This is a genomic window from Pseudomonas sp. NPDC087346 (genome assembly GCF_044744235.1).
Lineage (GTDB): Bacteria > Pseudomonadota > Gammaproteobacteria > Pseudomonadales > Pseudomonadaceae > Aquipseudomonas.
The window spans coordinates 1-16450 of the sequence record NZ_JBIUXX010000074.1 but is presented as its reverse complement, the minus strand read 5'-3'; the positions used below and the strand labels follow the sequence as shown (position 1 = coordinate 16450).

At 60.1% G+C, this 16450-nt stretch carries 15 protein-coding genes; 5 read left to right on the top strand and 10 right to left on the bottom strand.

From position 1 onward, the window contains the following. Positions 1–228 precede the first annotated feature (228 nt). A complete protein-coding gene (locus ACIOZM_RS27880; protein ID WP_401219942.1) occupies positions 229–1377 on the bottom strand; it encodes an NAD(P)/FAD-dependent oxidoreductase in 1149 nt (382 codons plus the stop codon). 21 nt (positions 1378–1398) lie between these two features. Next, positions 1399–1566, bottom strand: a complete 168-nt coding sequence (locus tag ACIOZM_RS27875) for a rubredoxin (protein ID WP_064589849.1) — start codon at positions 1564–1566, stop codon at positions 1399–1401. Positions 1567–1766: 200 nt separating this feature from the next. Here ACIOZM_RS27875 and ACIOZM_RS27870 point away from each other — a divergent pair, with 200 nt between their 5' ends. Together ACIOZM_RS27870 and ubiA are read left to right on the top strand one after the other, a co-directional pair. Next, positions 1767–2327, top strand: coding sequence for a chorismate--pyruvate lyase family protein (locus ACIOZM_RS27870; protein ID WP_401219939.1), 561 nt, complete (start codon positions 1767–1769; stop codon positions 2325–2327). Continuing rightward, positions 2327–3217, top strand: coding sequence for a 4-hydroxybenzoate octaprenyltransferase (ubiA, locus tag ACIOZM_RS27865; protein ID WP_401219937.1), 891 nt, complete (start codon positions 2327–2329; stop codon positions 3215–3217). The genes ACIOZM_RS27870 and ubiA overlap by 1 nt, the downstream gene beginning before the upstream one ends. 112 nt (positions 3218–3329) lie before the next feature. Here ubiA and ACIOZM_RS27860 read toward each other — a convergent pair whose 3' ends face one another. Beyond that, the gene (locus tag ACIOZM_RS27860) at positions 3330–3713 is read right to left on the bottom strand and encodes a hypothetical protein (protein WP_401219934.1); all 384 of its coding nucleotides are present in this window, start codon (positions 3711–3713) and stop codon (positions 3330–3332) included. Positions 3714–3863: 150 nt separating this feature from the next. Here ACIOZM_RS27860 and phoB point away from each other — a divergent pair, with 150 nt between their 5' ends. The 3 genes from phoB (at position 3864) to ACIOZM_RS27845 (ending at position 7366) form a co-directional block, all read left to right on the top strand. Continuing rightward, positions 3864–4553, top strand: a complete 690-nt coding sequence (gene phoB / locus ACIOZM_RS27855; protein WP_401219933.1) for a phosphate regulon transcriptional regulator PhoB — start codon at positions 3864–3866, stop codon at positions 4551–4553. Positions 4554–4627: 74 nt separating this feature from the next. Beyond that, positions 4628–5914 carry a phosphate regulon sensor histidine kinase PhoR gene (gene phoR / locus ACIOZM_RS27850; protein ID WP_401219964.1) on the top strand — a complete coding sequence of 429 codons (1287 nt, stop codon included), beginning with the start codon at positions 4628–4630 and terminating at the stop codon, positions 5912–5914. Positions 5915–6025: 111 nt separating this feature from the next. After that, positions 6026–7366, top strand: coding sequence for a hemolysin family protein (locus ACIOZM_RS27845; protein WP_401219930.1), 1341 nt, complete (start codon positions 6026–6028; stop codon positions 7364–7366). A gap of 48 nt (positions 7367–7414) precedes the next feature. Here the strand turns inward: ACIOZM_RS27845 and ACIOZM_RS27840 are convergent, their stop codons facing one another. The 7 genes from ACIOZM_RS27840 to ACIOZM_RS27810 form a co-directional block, all read right to left on the bottom strand. After that, positions 7415–8311, bottom strand: a complete 897-nt coding sequence (locus ACIOZM_RS27840; protein WP_401219928.1) for a peptidoglycan DD-metalloendopeptidase family protein — start codon at positions 8309–8311, stop codon at positions 7415–7417. 207 nt (positions 8312–8518) lie between these two features. Next, positions 8519–9475: a response regulator gene (locus ACIOZM_RS27835; RefSeq protein ID WP_401219926.1), complete on the bottom strand. Its 957-nt coding sequence runs from the start codon at positions 9473–9475 to the stop codon at positions 8519–8521. Positions 9476–9640: 165 nt separating this feature from the next. Then, the gene (phoU, locus tag ACIOZM_RS27830; protein WP_401219923.1) at positions 9641–10402 is read right to left on the bottom strand and encodes a phosphate signaling complex protein PhoU; all 762 of its coding nucleotides are present in this window, start codon (positions 10400–10402) and stop codon (positions 9641–9643) included. 71 nt (positions 10403–10473) lie between these two features. Next, positions 10474–11307: a phosphate ABC transporter ATP-binding protein PstB gene (gene pstB / locus ACIOZM_RS27825; protein WP_042561817.1), complete on the bottom strand. Its 834-nt coding sequence runs from the start codon at positions 11305–11307 to the stop codon at positions 10474–10476. 143 nt (positions 11308–11450) lie between these two features. Beyond that, positions 11451–13121 (bottom strand): phosphate ABC transporter permease PstA, encoded by a 1671-nt coding sequence (gene pstA, locus ACIOZM_RS27820; RefSeq protein WP_401219921.1) that lies wholly within the window; start codon positions 13119–13121, stop codon positions 11451–11453. A gap of 16 nt (positions 13122–13137) precedes the next feature. Next, entirely contained in the window at positions 13138–15171 is a 2034-nt protein-coding gene (locus tag ACIOZM_RS27815) for an ABC transporter permease subunit (protein WP_401219961.1), read from the bottom strand. A 490-nt stretch (positions 15172–15661) separates the two neighbouring features. Then, positions 15662–16450, bottom strand: a 789-nt coding sequence (locus ACIOZM_RS27810; protein ID WP_401219919.1) for a phosphate ABC transporter substrate-binding protein PstS family protein, incomplete at its 5' end; no start/stop codon positions are given.

Sequence of the window (16450 nt, the reverse complement as noted above, 5' to 3'; positions counted from 1 at the left end):
TTTACAGCCATTGCAGCGGCGAGTTCTGGTTTACGCATTAGTGAAGCCCCTTTGACGGTTTTTTGTTGTTATGTCCGTGCTGTTCTCGTTGGAACAGCGCCCAAGGCGCCGCAGGCTCTACTCTGCGGCAGACGGGAGTGAGAATGGCACGCGGATACCGGCTGCGCCAGTCTCCCCGCGACCTTTGTAGGGGCAAAAGCGGGGTGATTCCGACAGAACGACCGGTATTTACGCCAGCAGGGCTGGAAGCTGTTTGTTCAGCGCGAGTTTTTCCATCACCGCCGCGCCAGTCAGCGCGTAACCGAGCAGCTGACCGTCTGCGCCGTGGCACAGGGCCTTGATGTCGGCATCCTGGCCTTCGACAGTCCAGACACCTTCGACGCCCCGTGGCGGCGGCGAAACCACCAGCGGGCAGACCGGGGTTTTCACGGTGATCGGCATCGGGCCGTAGCTCACGGCGACGGGGTTACCGGCGAGGGTTTGTGCCAGCGCTCTCGCACAGCTCATGAGGGGCATCACGTACAACAGATTCAGCCCGTCGACCTCGGCGCAATCGCCCAAGGCATAGATATTGGCGTGTGAGGTTTTCAGATGCCGGTCGACCACGACGCCGCGGTTGACCTGTACACCGGCAGCCGCCGCCAGATCGATCCGAGGGCGCAGGCCGATCGCCGACACCACCACGTCGCAAGCGATGACCTGACCGTCGGACAGATGCGCTTCGAGGCCATCGGCAACCTTTTGCAGACGGGTCAGCACCGGGCCGAGATGGAAACGTGCGCCAAGGCTTTCCAGCCCGGCCTGCACCGCTGCGGCTGCCGCCGGGTGCAGCAAGGTCGGCATGACTTGTTCACATGGAGCAACCAGTTGCACTTCGTAGCCGCCAAGGATCAAGTCGTTGGCGAATTCACAGCCAATCAGGCCGGCGCCGAGCAGCAATACCCGGCGCTTGCCCGCCGCCGCGGCACGGAAGCGTGCGTAGTCTTCCAGATCGTTGATCGGGAACACCAGATCCGCGCCGTCACCTTCAATCGGCACCCGCACGGTTTCCGCGCCCCAGGCGAGGATCAGGTCACGGTAGGCCACCGCTTCCTCGCCGATCCACAGACGCTTGTGACCGGCGTCGATGCCGCTGATGCGCGTGTGGGTGCGCACTTCGGCTTTCAACTGCTCGGCCATCGCGCCGGGTTCGGCCATGCTCAGGCCGTCGGCGTCCTTGTTCTTGCCGAAACCGGTCGACAGCATCGGCTTGGAGTAAGAGCGCCCGTCATCGGCGGTAATCAGCAACAGCGGGGTCTCGCTATCGAGTTTGCGAAACTCCCGGGCCAGGTTGTAACCCGCCAACCCGGTGCCGATGATTACGACAGGTGCGCTCATGCCTTACTCCTCAGTGTTTACTCAGTTGATTTCGATCATTTCGAAGTCCATCTTGCCGACGCCGCAGTCCGGGCACAGCCAGTCTTCCGGTACGTCCTGCCATGCGGTGCCCGGCGCAATGCCGTCATCCGGCCAACCATCGGCTTCGTTGTAGATCAGGCCGCAGACGATGCATTGCCACTTTTTCATTCAAATACTTCCTCAGGATTCAGGCTTTGACTGGCGCGAACGGTCGATGGGTGTTGCGTTGCCATCCGGCTCAGCGCGTTTTGTACTGATCACGCCGGGCAGATGCAAGCCTGTTCGGCGCAACGGCGACCCGGATCAATCAATATCGCAGCTCGACATGTTAAGCTCGCGGCCTCATTTGCGGCCAATAATGACTCATTGTGCAACACACAAATCCCTGCCCGGCCCCGCTCTGGCTGACTCAGAGCCGATTGTCGCCCCTCCCCGATTCGTTGACCCTGAACTGGTTGTTCGACGAAGGTTCGTTGACCCGTCGACTGACACGGCTGTCCGCTGACGGCTTCAGCGTCACGCCGTTGTTCGAAGGCTGGGACACCCTGCGCGCCGACGAATGTGCGGCGCTGAATCTGGCCGAAGGCAGCGAGGGCTGGGTGCGCGAAGTGTATTTGCGCGGGCACGGCGAGGCTTGGGTGTTTGCCCGCAGTGTGGCATCGCGTAGCGCATTGCAGGGCGACGGCTTGCACATGGATGAACTTGGCAGCCGCTCGCTGGGTGAATTGCTGTTCTGCGATCACGCCTTCCAGCGCCGCGCCATTGAAGTCTGCCACTACCCCGAACAATGGTTGCCCGAAGCATCCCGCGTACCTGAACTGTGGGGCCGTCGCTCGCGTTTCGACCGTGGCGCACTGAGCGTGCTGGTGGCGGAGATTTTCCTGCCGACCCTGTGGAGCGCCGCCCGCGCCCATCCGGAGAATTGCTGATGTATCAGAGCCTGCTCAAGTCCCTGAACCGCTTGAACCCGCGTGCCTGGGATTTCGTCCAGCTGACGCGCATGGACAAGCCGATCGGCATTTACCTGCTGCTGTGGCCGACGCTGTGGGCGCTGTGGATTGCCGGCAAAGGCTCGCCATCGCTGGCCAACATCGTGATTTTCGTGCTCGGCGTGGTGTTGACCCGTGCTGGCGGCTGCGTGATCAACGACTGGGCCGATCGCAAGGTCGACGGCCACGTCAAACGCACTGCGCAACGGCCATTGGCGGCAGGCAGGATCAGCTCGAAAGAAGCTCTGGTGTTTTTTGCGCTGCTGATGGGCGTGAGTTTCCTGCTGGTGCTGTGTACCAATGCCCCGACCATCTGGCTCTCACTCGGCGGGCTGGCGCTGGCGTTCACCTATCCGTTCATGAAGCGCTACACCTATTACCCACAAGTGGTGCTGGGCGCGGCGTTTTCCTGGGGCATGCCGATGGCGTTCACCGCCGAGACCGGCAACCTGCCCGCAGCGGCGTGGTTACTGTGGATCGCCAATCTGCTGTGGACGGTGGGATACGACACCTACTACGCGATGACCGACCGCGACGACGATTTGAAGATCGGGGTGAAATCCACGGCGATTCTGTTCGGCGATGCCGACCGGGTGATCATCCTGACCTTGCAGACGCTGGCGCTGGGTTGCCTGTTGCTGGCCGGCTCGAAGTTCGAGCTCGGCGGCTGGTTTCATCTCGGGCTGCTGGCGGCGGCGGGCTGTTTTGTCTGGGAATTCTGGTACACCCGTGGCAAGGACCGGATGCGCTGCTTCCAGGCGTTTTTGCACAACCACTGGGCGGGATTGGCGATTTTCGTCGGGATCGTGCTGGATTACGCGCTGCGCTGAGGATTCAAACCTGTGGGAGCGAGCTTGCTCGCGAAGGCGTCGTGTCAGCCAGCAAACTGGTTACTGACACACCGCTTTCGCGAGCAAGCTCGCTCCCACAGGGGATTTGCGTTTACTTGTGCTCGTGCACTACGTGCCACACATCCTTCATGCCATCACCTTTCATTTCTCCAGGTTTTTCGTCCTTCATGAAGGTGTAAAGCGGCTTGCCGTCATAGGCATATTGCATCATGCCGTCATCGCGTTTGATGACCGTCCACTTGCCTTCAGCCTTGGCACCCGCCGGCGCCATCATCGGCGGCCAGTTCTTCGCGCAATCGCCGCTGCACATCGACTTGCCGCCAGCGTCCTTGTCGAACGTATAAACGGTCATGCCTTTATGATCGACCATCATGCCGTCCTTCATCATGGCCGGCTCGGCGGCCATGGCAAATCCAGGCAAAGTCAGGGCAGCAGCCATCAGCAGGGCTTTGAAAGAAGCAGTCATTTGAGTCATGGAAACCTTCTCTTGTGGTTGTCAGGATTCGGACTTAGAGCTTAGTTGAGGATTTGCACAATCGCCGGACGCTGAAATACTGTCACACGACTGCAATAATTCCGTTATCTAATGCGGCGCAAGACAGTTAAATGACAAGAGGATTAAGGCATGGTTGGCAGGAGCATTCTGATCGTCGACGACGAAGCGCCCATTCGCGAAATGATCGCCGATGCGTTGGAAATGGCCGGCTATGACTGCCTCGAGGCGGAGAACTCGCAGCAGGCGCACGCCATCATCGTCGACCGCAAGCCGGACTTGATCCTGCTCGACTGGATGCTGCCCGGCACCTCCGGCATCGAGCTGGCCCGTCGTCTGAAGCGTGATGAGCTGACCGGGGACATCCCGATCATCATGCTTACTGCCAAGGGCGAAGAGGACAACAAGATCCAGGGTCTTGAAGTCGGTGCCGACGATTACATCACCAAACCGTTTTCCCCTCGCGAACTGGTGGCACGCCTCAAGGCTGTGCTACGTCGTGCCGGTCCGACCGATGGCGAAGCGCCGATTGAAGTCGGCGGCCTGCTGCTCGACCCGATCAGCCACCGCGTGACCATCGATGGCAAACCGGCCGAAATGGGCCCGACCGAATACCGACTGCTGCAATTCTTCATGACCCACCAGGAACGCGCCTACACCCGTGGCCAGTTGCTGGATCAGGTCTGGGGCGGCAACGTCTATGTGGAAGAACGCACCGTCGACGTGCATATCCGGCGCCTGCGCAAGGCCCTCGGCGATGCCTACGAAAATCTGGTACAAACCGTGCGCGGCACTGGCTACCGGTTTTCCACCAAGGCCTGATCCGACCGCCAGCCCCGCAGACAAGGACCGTATTTTCCGTGAATCAAAACTGGCATGGCACCCTGATTCGCCACATGCTGTTGCTGGTCACCGCGTGTCTGGTGATCGGCCTGATCACCGGCTATTACGGCTGGAGCCTGGCGGCGGGCCTGGGGATTTATCTGGGCTGGACGCTCAAGCAATTGCTGCGTCTGCACGAATGGCTGCGCCTGCACCAACCCGATGAAGCACCGCCCGACGGCTATGGCCTGTGGGGCGAAGTGTTCGACAGCATCTATCACCTGCAACGCCGCGACCAACGGGTGCGCGGGCGCCTGCAAGCGGTGATCGACCGGGTTCAAGAGTCCACCGCCGCGCTGAAAGACGCGGTGATCATGCTCGACAGCGACGGCAACCTCGAATGGTGGAACCGCGCCGCTGAAACCCTGCTCGGCCTCAAAACCCCGCAGGACAGCGGTCAACCGGTTACCAACCTGGTGCGCCATCCGCGCTTCAAGGAATATTTCGAGCAGGAAAGCTACGCCGAACCGCTGGAAATCCCCTCGCCGACCAATGATCGCGTACGCATTCAGTTGTACCTGACCCGCTACGGCAACAACGAACACCTGATGCTGGTGCGCGACGTCACGCGTATTCATCAGCTGGAGCAGATGCGCAAAGACTTCATCGCCAACGTCTCCCACGAGTTGCGCACACCGCTGACGGTGATATGCGGGTATCTGGAAACCCTGCTCGACAACGTCGAAGAGGTGAATCCGCGCTGGAGCCGTGCCTTGCAGCAGATGCAGCAACAGGGCGGACGCATGCAGACCCTGCTCAATGACCTGTTGCTGCTGGCGAAACTGGAAGCCACCGATTATCCGTCGGACAACCAGCCGATTCAGATCGATTCACTGCTGCAATCGATCAAAAGCGACGCGCAGCAATTGTCCGCCTCAAAAAATCAGCACATCACGCTAGAAGCCGACGCCAGCCTGCTACTCAAGGGCAGCGAGGCGGAATTGCGCAGTGCGTTTTCCAATCTGGTGTTCAACGCGGTGAAATACACCCCGGCCGAAGGCAACATCCGCATTCGCTGGTGGGGCGACGAGCAAGGCGCGCACCTGAGCGTGCAGGATTCGGGGATCGGCATCGACAGCAAACACCTGCCGCGCCTGACCGAACGCTTCTACCGCGTCGACTCCAGCCGCAATTCCAACACCGGCGGCACCGGGCTTGGTCTGGCCATCGTCAAACACGTTTTATTGCGCCACCGCGCACGCATGGAGATCAGCAGCGTACCCGGTCACGGCAGCACGTTCACCTGCCATTTCGCCCCGGCGCAGGTGGCCCGGGCTCAGGTAATCCGCGCCGCTGAGTAATCCGCCACTAGGCAATCGCCATGTCAGCCGCTACATTGGCTGACTTGTGCCTGCCTTTCAGGCAATGATTTTTCTCTCTTTTGAATTACACGGAACCCGCAAAACTCCATCATGGACCCTTCCCCTGGCTTGTCCCTCGCTACAATTTTCGCCGATTTCGGCATGATTCTTTTCGCTCTGATCCTGGTTTTGCTCAACGGATTCTTCGTTGCGGCGGAATTCGCCATGGTCAAACTGCGCTCGACCCGGGTCGAGGCCATCGCTGACAAAAACGGCTGGCGCGGGCACATCCTGCGCACCGTACACAGTCAGCTCGATGCGTATCTCTCGGCGTGCCAGCTCGGCATCACCCTCGCCTCCCTCGGCCTCGGCTGGGTTGGTGAGCCGGCGTTTGCGCACATTCTCGAGCCACTGCTGGAAACCGTCGGCGTGCAATCGCCGGAAGTGATCAAAGGCGTGTCGTTCTTCGCCGCGTTCTTCGTCATTTCCTATCTGCACATCGTGGTCGGTGAGCTGGCGCCCAAATCCTGGGCAATCCGTAAACCCGAGCTGTTGTCGCTGTGGACGGCGGTGCCGCTGTACCTGTTCTACTGGGCGATGTACCCGGCGATCTACCTGCTCAACGCCAGCGCCAACGCGATTCTGCGTATCGCCGGTCAAGGCGAGCCCGGCCCGCACCATGAACACCACTACAGTCGCGAAGAGCTGAAACTGATTCTGCACTCGAGCCGTGGCCAGGACCCGAGCGACCAAGGCATGCGTGTTTTGGCCTCGGCGGTGGAAATGGGCGAACTGGAAGTGGTCGACTGGGCCAACTCCCGCGAAGACCTGATCACGCTGGAGTTCAACGCTCCGCTCAAGGAAATCCTGGCGATGTTCCGTCGCCACAAGTTCAGCCGTTATCCGGTGTACGACAGCGAGCGCCAAGAGTTCGTCGGCCTGCTGCACATCAAGGATCTGCTGCTGGAACTGGCGGCGCTGGATCACATTCCCGAGTCATTCAACCTCGCCGAACTGACCCGCCCGCTGGAGCGCGTTTCACGGCACATGCCGCTGTCGCAACTGCTGGAACAGTTCCGCAAGGGCGGCTCGCACTTCGCCGTAGTCGAAGAAGCCGACGGCAACATCATCGGCTACCTGACCATGGAAGACGTGCTGGAAGTGCTGGTCGGCGACATCCAGGACGAACACCGCAAGGCCGAACGCGGCATCCTCGCCTATCAGCCGGGCAAGTTGCTGGTACGTGGTGATACGCCGTTGTTCAAGGTTGAACGTCTGCTGGGCATCGATCTGGACCACATCGAAGCCGAAACCCTCGCCGGGCTGATCTACGAAACCCTGAAACGGGTTCCGGAAGAGGAAGAAGTGCTGGAAGTCGAAGGTCTGCGGATCATCATCAAGAAGATGAAAGGGCCGAAGATCGTTCTGGCCAAGGTGTTGATGCTGGATTGACGCAAGTGGGCAAAGCTCCCTCGCCACAATGACTCCCAACATCCCTTCCTACTGCTTGCCCAACGCAAAGTTGGGCAGCGCACCCAGCGGCTGGTTGAACTGATACGGAATCGACACCAGCCCCAACCCGGTATTGCGCTGCACTACAAAGTGCAGGTGCGGGCCGCTGCTGTTGCCGGTATTGCCCGACAACGCCAACGGACTGCCCACCACCACCCGCTGCCCTTCGCGCACGCTCACCGAACCTTGCTTGAGGTGCAGATACACGCCCATCGTGCCGTCGTCGTGCAGCACCCGGACGAAATTGCCCGAAGGATCGGTGCCGCGCCCGGTCTGTGAGTTCTCGGTTTTCACCACGATGCCTGCCCGCGCCGCAATGATCGGCGTGCCGACCGGCATGGCGATGTCCATCGCGTATTTGTTCTTCGGCCCGAAGTGGCTGTACTGACCATTGGCGCCCTGACTCAGGCGAAACGGCCCGCCACGCCACGGCAATGGATAGCGATAGCCCTGAGCCGCTCCCGTAGGGTCGCCCAGGGAATATTGGAACTGCGGCGAATACACCAGCGGTTGTCCGCTGTTAATCGCCGTGAGCAGCGCCAGACGTGTATTGCTGCGTGCCGGCAGTACCTTGCGGATGGTTTGACCCGGCACGCCGCGCACATTGCTCAGCCCGGTAAAAGCCAGTGCAATCTCGACCGGCGCATACAGATCGTTGCGCACGAAAACCACATCGGCGCCCTTCTGCTTCTTGATGTCGAGATACACCTGACGCTCCAGGCGTTCGACCATGCGGTCCTGAAACTGGAACACCTGCGAGCCTTTGCTTGGCCGGTCACTGTAAGAGACCACGCCGTTGGCATCGGTGGATTTGTAAATGGTCATGGCCACAGCCGAGGTGGAGGCCATGAAGAGACCACAGAAAAACAGCAGGCGCGCGAGCATGGGCAAGAGTCTGTCGAAGTAAGGCCTGGGAAAGAGCCTAGCAGCTGAGACAGACCAGGCTAGTCGACAGATGTTTCAAATTGACCAGAGCGGGAGATGGCTGATGCTTTTGATGACCCCATCGCCAGCAGGCTGGCTCCCACAGGTTCAGCGTGATCCCTGTGGGAGCCAGCCTGCTGGCGATAGCGGACTTTCACGCGACGAAGATTACGCGCCCGGAACGAAGTGCTTCTGCGCCGTCCCACGAGCGATCAGACGCGAGATGTAGTCGAGCTTCTGCGCGTCCTGATCGACGAAACGGAAAGTCAGTTGCAGCCATTCGCTGTCAGGTTTCTGCTCAAAGGCAACGATCGCGTGCAGGTAGCCATTGAGGCGGGCGATTTCGGCATTGTCGCCCTGCTCGAGATCGAGCACGGCGCTGTCGAGAATCTGCGGCAGGGTGTCAGTGCGTTTCACTACCAACAGCGCTTCCTTGATGCTCAGCGCCTTGATCACGCATTGCTGGTTGCCACTCGGCAGGCGCAATTGGCCCTGACCGCGACCGCTGGCAGGCGCTGCCGCAGAGGCTGGTGCCTTGACCGGCGGACTGTTGAGCAGACCACGGGATGGCGCGGCAGCCGGGGCGGGAGCAACGACGGCAGGTTTGGCAAACGGATTGACCGCAGCGGCGGCCGGCGCCGAACCAATCACCGCAGCCTTGCCGCCGGTCAATGCGCTCAGGGAATCGTTACCGAACGCCGAGTTCATCTTGGTCGGTGCGCTGTTCATCAGGGTATCGAGCTTGCCGACCTTGTTCAGCGCCTGCTTGACCTTGGTCAGCAGTTGTTCGTTGGTGAACGGCTTGCTGACGTAGCCGGAAACGCCGGCCTGAATCGCCTGCACCACGTTCTCCTTATCGCCACGGCTGGTGACCATGACAAACGGCATGGTCTTCAGGTTGTCCTGCTCGCGGCACCAGGTCAGCAGTTCGAGGCCGGACATTTCCGGCATTTCCCAGTCGCACAGGACCAGGTCGAACGCTTCACGGGCCAGCATCGCCTGAGCCTTTTTGCCGTTGATGGCGTCCTCGGTGCGAATCCCCGGGAAGTAATTGCGCAGGCACTTTTTCACCAGGTCACGAATGAACGAAGCGTCGTCCACGACCAACACACTGATCTTGCTCATCCAACACCCCTATTAAAATCCCGGCAAGCATAACGCTGGCTGATGGCACATTGCCAAAACTCTTCAGTCACGCCGGGACTTTTCGTTCGCGGGCGCTGCTTTTTAATTCGAAAGCTATAAACAAAAACGCCCGGCCAAAGGACCGGGCGCTTTACTCAGGCAATCTTACTTATCGTCAGCATCGCCCGGAACATTAGCGGTTTCGCCGCTTGTGCCCTCAACTTCTGCCTTCATGCGCTTGAGGCCCATGTGGCGTACGTCGGTGCCGCGAACCAGATAGATCACCAGCTCCGAGATATTCCGTGCGTGGTCGCCGATCCGCTCCAGCGAGCGCAGTACCCAGATAATGCTCAAGACCCGCGAGATAGAGCGCGGGTCTTCCATCATGTAGGTGGCCAGTTCACGCAGGGCAGTCTTGTACTCGCGGTCGATGACCTTGTCGTACTGGGCGACCGAAAGCGCCAGATCGGCATCGAAGCGGGCAAAGGCGTCGAGCGCATCGCGCACCATGTTGCGCACCTGGTCGCCGATGTGACGCACTTCGACGTAACCACGCGGCGCTTCACCTTCTTCGCACAGCTGAATGGCGCGGCGGGCGATCTTGGTCGCTTCGTCGCCGATGCGCTCCAGGTCGATCACCGACTTGGAGATGCTGATGATCAGACGCAGGTCGGACGCCGCCGGTTGGCGACGGGCGAGAATGCGCAGGCATTCTTCGTCGATGTTGCGTTCCATCTGATTGATCTGGTCATCGATCTCGCGCACTTGCTGGGCCAGACCCGAGTCGGCCTCGATCAGCGCAGTCACGGCGTCGTTGACCTGCTTCTCCACCAGCCCGCCCATGGCCAGCAGATGGCTGCGCACTTCTTCCAGTTCGGCGTTGAACTGCGCGGAAATGTGGTGGGTAAGACCTTCTTTACTAATCATCTTGGCGTCCTTGGAGCGTCCGGTAAGGTGCGGCGGGCCGCAGCATCAATTCAGTGGGCAACAACCATCTGTCAGCCATAACGACCGGTGATGTAGTCTTCGGTCTGCTTCTTCGCCGGATTGGTGAACAGCGTGTCGGTGTCGCCGAACTCCACCAGTTTGCCCATGTACATGAACGCCGTGTAGTCGGACACCCGCGCGGCCTGTTGCATGTTGTGGGTAACGATGACGATGGTGAACTTGGACTTCAGCTCGTAGATCAGCTCTTCGACTTTCAGGGTCGAGATCGGGTCGAGGGCCGAGCACGGTTCGTCGAGCAGCAGCACTTCAGGTTCTACGGCGATGGTACGGGCGATCACCAGACGTTGCTGCTGACCACCGGACAGGCCGAGTGCCGACTCGTGCAGACGGTCTTTGACTTCGTCCCACAGCGCCGCGCCTTTCAATGCCCACTCGACCGCTTCGTCAAGGATGCGCTTCTTGTTGATGCCCTGAATCCGCAAGCCGTAAACCACGTTTTCGTAGATGGTTTTCGGGAACGGGTTGGGCTTCTGGAACACCATGCCGACACGACGACGCAGCTCGGCAACGTCTTCGCCCTTGCGATAGATGTTGTTGCCGTACAGGTTGATTGCGCCTTCGACGCGACAGCCGTCAACCAGATCGTTCATCCGGTTGAAGGTGCGCAGCAGCGTGGACTTGCCGCAGCCGGACGGGCCGATGAAGGCCGTCACGCGCTGTTTCGGGATGTTCATGCTGACATCGAACAGTGCTTGTTTCTCGCCGTAGTACAGGCTCAGGCCCGGCACTTCGATGGCCACGGTTTCCTGTTCGAGATTCAGGCTCTGCTTGTCGCGGCCCAGGGCGGACATGTTGATGCCGTGGGTATGTGTTTCGTGCTGCATGGGAGGCTCCCCTGTGCTAACAAATTCGGTTCGGTTTTCGTGGGAGCCAGCCTGCTGGCGATTCAGGCGCTGCGGTTTGTCTATAAACCGCGGTGCTGCCATCGCCAGCAGGCTGGCTCCCACATAGAAATCAGTGCTGCAAATCAGCTATCCAGTGCTTTGTACTTTTCGCGCAGGTGGTTCCGGATATACACCGCCGACAGGTTCAACGTGGCGATCACCAGCACCAGCAGCAGCGCCGTGGCGTACACCAGCGGGCGGGCCGCTTCGACGTTCGGGCTCTGGAAGCCGACGTCATAGATGTGGAAGCCCAGGTGCATGATCTTCTGATCCAGGTGCAGATACGGGTAGTTGCCATCCACCGGCAGCGACGGCGCCAGTTTCACCACACCCACCAGCATCAGCGGCGCCACTTCACCGGCGGCGCGAGCCACGGCGAGGATCATGCCGGTCATCATCGCCGGGCTGGCCATTGGAATCACAATCTTCCACAGCGTCTCGGCCTTGGTCGCGCCGAGGGCCAACGAACCTTCACGCACGGTACGCGGGATACGCGCCAGACCTTCCTCAGTTGCCACGATCACCACCGGCACCGCCAGCAGCGCCAGGGTCAGCGATGCCCAGAGCAGACCCGGCGTACCGAAGGTCGGTGCCGGCAGCGCTTCCGGGAAGAACAAGCGGTCGACCGAACCACCGAGTACGTAAACAAAGAAACCCAGACCGAACACGCCGTAAACGATGGCCGGCACGCCGGCGAGGTTGTTCACTGCAATCCGGATGATCCGGGTCAGGGTGTTCTGCTTGGCGTATTCACGCAGGTACACCGCTGCGAGTACGCCGAATGGGGTGACGATCATCGCCATGATCAAGGTCATCATCACGGTGCCGAAGATCGCCGGGAAAATCCCGCCTTCGGTGTTGGCTTCACGCGGGTCGTCCGAGAGGAATTCCCAGATCTTGCCGAAGTAGAAACCGACTTTGGTGAAGGTGCTCATGGCGTTCGGCTGATAGGCGTGAACCACTTTGCCCAGACCGATTTCCAGCTCTTTGCCGTTGGCATCGCGAGCCGTCAGGCTGTCGCGGTTGAACTGCGCATGCAGATCCGACAGACGCGCTTCGATGTCCTGATAACGGGCGTTGAGTTCGGCGCGCTCGGATTCCATGTCCGCTTGCGCGGTGGCGTCGAGCTTGCCTTCCAGTTCCAGTTTACGACCGTGCAGACGGATGCGTTCCAGACCCGAGTTGATCGCGCCAATGTCAGTTTTTTCCAGCGACTTGAGTTGCGCCGCCAGACCGTTCACGCGGTTGATCCGCGCTTGCAGCTCAGGCCACGCCGCTTCGCCCTCGGCGATGACTTTGCCGTCCTGTTTGACGTTGACCAGATAGCCGTAGAAGTTGCCCCACTCACGACGCTCGATCGCCATCAGCTCTGGCGGCGTGGTCTGGTTGGTGAGCCACTCGCCGACGATCCAGGTGAAGTCGTTGCCGTTCAAGTCACGGTTGCCGACCTTGATCAGCTCGCGGGTCATGAACTCCGGGCCTTGGTCCGGCACCGGCAAACCAGCGCTCTTCAGACGTGCACGCGGCACTTCTTCTTTCTGTACCACTTCACCGATGACCAAGTGATTGGCCTGGCCCGGTACGTCGTAGTTGGCGTGGATCAGGTCCGCCGGCCAGAAGTGACCCAGACCGCGCACGGCAATCACCGCCAACAGGCCAATGGTCATGATGACCGCGATGGACACCGCGCCACCGCTGATCCAGACGCCCGGGGCGCCGCTCTTGAACCATCCTTTCAGGGAGTTCTGTTTCACAGACTTCTACCTTTGCTTAAAGCGACGAGTATTTCTTGCGCAGACGCTGACGAATCAGTTCTGCCAGGGTGTTCATGACGAAGGTGAACAACAGCAGCACCAGCGCCGAGAGGAACAGCACGCGATAGTGGCTGCCGCCGACTTCCGACTCGGGCATTTCCACCGCGACGTTGGCGGCCAGGGTGCGCAGGCCTTCGAACAGGTTCATTTCCATGACCGGCGTGTTGCCGGTGGCCATCAGCACGATCATCGTTTCGCCGACCGCACGGCCCATACCGATCATCAGCGCCGAGAAGATCCCCGGGCTGGCGGTGAGGATCACCACGCGAGTCATGGTCTGCCACGGTGTGGCACCGAGAGCCAGCGAGCCCAGGGTCAGGCCGCGAGGCACGCTGAACACGGCGTCTTCGGCAATCGAGTAGATGTTCGGGATCACCGCGAAGCCCATGGCCAGACCAACCACCAGAGCGTTGCGCTGGTCGTAGGTGATGCCCAGGTCGTGGGAAATCCACATGCGCATGTCGCCGCCGAAGAACCAGTTCTCCATGAACGGACTCATGTACAGCGACAGCCAGCCCACAAACAGGATCACTGGAATCAGCAGCGCACTTTCCCAACCGTCCGGCACTTTCAGGCGGATCGATTCAGGCAGGCGACTGAAGGTGAAGCCGGCGACCAGAATGCCGATCGGCAACAACATCAACAGACTGAAGATGCCCGGCAAATGCCCTTCGACATACGGCGCGAGGAACAAACCGGCGAAGAAACCGAGGATCACCGTCGGCATCGCTTCCATCAGCTCGATGACCGGTTTGACCTTGCGGCGCATGCCCGGCGCCATGAAGTACGCGGTGTAGATCGCAGCGGCAACCGCCAGAGGCGCGGCCAGCAGCATCGCGTAGAACGCGGCTTTCAGGGTGCCGAAAGTCAGTGGCGACAGGCTCAGCTTCGGTTCGAAATCGGTGTTGGCGGCGGTCGATTGCCAGACGTATTTAGGCTCGTCGTAGTTCTCGTACCAGACCTTGCTCCACAGCGCGCTCCACGAAACTTCCGGATGCGGGTTGTCCAGCAGCAACGGTTGCAGCTTGCCGCCCTGCTCGACGATCACGCGGTTGGCGCGTGGCGACAGACCGAACACGCCTTGGCCGTCGACTACTTGATCGACCAGCAAAGTGCGGTGCGCGGTGCTGTGGAACACGCCGAGCTTGCCGGCAGCATCGAGGGCGAGGAAACCCTTGCGGCGCTCCTCAGCGGTGATTTCAACAATCGGCGCGGTGCCCATCTGGAAAGTGCGGATCTGCTTCAGGCGTTGTTCGCCATCCGGATCACGCGCCATGAACCACTGGGCCAGGCCGCCCTTGGAGTCGCCGAAAATCAGCGAGATGCCGCCCACCAGTTGCGTACTGGCAGTGATCTCGGAGTCGGCGTTTTCCAGCAGTTTGTAGCGACCGTTGAGGCTCTTGTCGCGCAGGCTGAACACGTCGGCCTGGGCACGCCCGTTGACCACGTACAGCCACTGCTGACGCGGGTCGACGAAGATGTTCTTCACCGGCTCGGTCATCTGCGGCAGCTCGATACGCTTCTGCTCGTTGGTGACTTCGCCGGTCATCATGTTTTCTTCGCTGGTCAGCGACAGCACATGCAGTTGCGAGTCGGTGGAACCGGACAGCACCAACGTGGTATCGGTAGCGTTGAGGCTGACGTGCTCCAGCGCACCACCGTTTTCGTTCAGCGCGATTGGCGCCTCGCCATACGGGTATTCGATGGCCGGAGAAATGGTTTTCTTGCCATCGGGGTAGCTGACTTTATAGGTGTGACGGAACACCAGCGCCTGACCGTTGGACAGACCCACTGCCACCAGCGGATGACCTGGCTGGTCTTCGCCGATGGACGTTACGGTGGTGCCCGCCGGGATCGGCAGATCGACGCGCTTCAGTTCAGCGCCACTGTCGATATCAAAAAACAGCGCCTGCCCCTTGTCGGAAACGCGCATCGCCACCTGATTCTGCTCTTCCAGCGAAATCATCAGCGGCTTGCCGGCGTCCTGCATCCAGGCCGGGGTGATTGCATCTTGCGCGGTCAGGTCAGCACCTTTGAACAGCGGCGCGACCACGTAGGCAAGGAAGAAGAAGATCAGGGTGATGGCTGCCAGCACCGCCAGGCCGCCAACGAGGACGTACCAGCGGGTGAAGCGATCCTTGAGCGCGCGGATGCGGCGCTTGCGTTGCAGCTCAGGCGTATTGAAATCAATGCGCTTGGGAGGGGAAGTCGTAGTCATTGGGGAATTGGCCAGATCATTCATGCGCTCACCCTAGCGATCCTGTATGACAGAAAGATGACAATGCAGTGACGCACCAAATCCGCCGCCAGCGTTAACTGGCAGAGGATCGAAAAATTCGAGGGGTTGTAGGAGCTGTCGAGGGAACCTCGGCTGCGATCTTTTGATCCTGCCGTGAACAAAGCCAGATCAAAAGATCGCAGCCTCGTTTCACTCGACAGCTCCTACAGAGTCCGGTGGGGTTCACCCCGGACTCAATTTGTTACTTCTTTGCGACTTCAGCGCCGCCTTCTTGCAGACCCAGGTCAGCCAGTGCTTTTGCAGCAACCTTGGCTGGCAACGGGATGTAACCGTCTTTCACTACCACTTCCTGGCCCTGTTTCGACAGAACCAGTTTCACGAACTCGGCTTCCAGCGGGGCCAGAGGCTTGTTCGGAGCTTTGTTCACGTAAACGTAGAGGAAGCGCGACAGTGGGTACTTGCCGTTCAGGGCGTTTTCTTCGCTGTCTTCGATGAACTCGGTGCTGCCTTTCTTCGACAGAGCAACGGTTTTCACGCTAGCGGTCTTGTAGCCGATGCCCGAGTAACCGATGCCGTTCAGCGAGGAGCTGATCGACTGCACAACCGACGCCGAACCTGGTTGTTCGTTGACGTTTGGCTTGTAGTCACCTTTGCACAGGGCTTCTTCTTTGAAGTAGCCGTAGGTGCCGGATACCGAGTTACGGCCGAACAGTTGCACTGGCTTGTTGGCCAGGTCGCCGGTCACGCCCAGGTCACCCCAGGTTTTGACTTCGGCTTTCGCGCCGCACAGACGGGTGGACGAGAAGATCGCGTCAACCTGTTCCATGGTCAGGTGCTGGATCGGGTTGTCCTTGTGAACGAACACCGCCAGGGCGTCCACGGCAACCGGAATAGCGGTTGGCTTGTAGCCGTATTTCTGTTCGAAGGCCGCCAGTTCGGTGTCCTTCATTTTGCGAGACATAGGGCCCAGGTTGGAGGTGCCTTCAGTCAGCGCAGGTGGCGCAGTGGCGGAGCCAGCGGCCTGAATCTG

What these genes read in the sequence shown, in the direction of transcription:
- ACIOZM_RS27845 (WP_401219930.1), top strand. Translation starts at nt 6,026, where the DNA reads ATGGACCCTTCCCCTGGCTTGTCCCTCGCTACAATTTTCGCCGATTTC.
- ubiA (WP_401219937.1), top strand. Translation starts at nt 2,327, where the DNA reads ATGTATCAGAGCCTGCTCAAGTCCCTGAACCGCTTGAACCCGCGTGCC.
- phoR (WP_401219964.1), top strand. Translation starts at nt 4,628, where the DNA reads ATGCTGTTGCTGGTCACCGCGTGTCTGGTGATCGGCCTGATCACCGGC.
- phoB (WP_401219933.1), top strand. Translation starts at nt 3,864, where the DNA reads ATGGTTGGCAGGAGCATTCTGATCGTCGACGACGAAGCGCCCATTCGC.
- ACIOZM_RS27880 (WP_401219942.1), bottom strand. Translation starts at nt 1,377, where the DNA reads ATGAGCGCACCTGTCGTAATCATCGGCACCGGGTTGGCGGGTTACAAC.
- phoU (WP_401219923.1), bottom strand. Translation starts at nt 10,402, where the DNA reads ATGATTAGTAAAGAAGGTCTTACCCACCACATTTCCGCGCAGTTCAAC.
- pstB (WP_042561817.1), bottom strand. Translation starts at nt 11,307, where the DNA reads ATGCAGCACGAAACACATACCCACGGCATCAACATGTCCGCCCTGGGC.
- ACIOZM_RS27815 (WP_401219961.1), bottom strand. Translation starts at nt 15,171, where the DNA reads ATGCAGGACGCCGGCAAGCCGCTGATGATTTCGCTGGAAGAGCAGAAT.
- ACIOZM_RS27875 (WP_064589849.1), bottom strand. Translation starts at nt 1,566, where the DNA reads ATGAAAAAGTGGCAATGCATCGTCTGCGGCCTGATCTACAACGAAGCC.
- ACIOZM_RS27835 (WP_401219926.1), bottom strand. Translation starts at nt 9,475, where the DNA reads ATGAGCAAGATCAGTGTGTTGGTCGTGGACGACGCTTCGTTCATTCGT.
- ACIOZM_RS27840 (WP_401219928.1), bottom strand. Translation starts at nt 8,311, where the DNA reads ATGCTCGCGCGCCTGCTGTTTTTCTGTGGTCTCTTCATGGCCTCCACC.
- ACIOZM_RS27860 (WP_401219934.1), bottom strand. Translation starts at nt 3,713, where the DNA reads ATGACTCAAATGACTGCTTCTTTCAAAGCCCTGCTGATGGCTGCTGCC.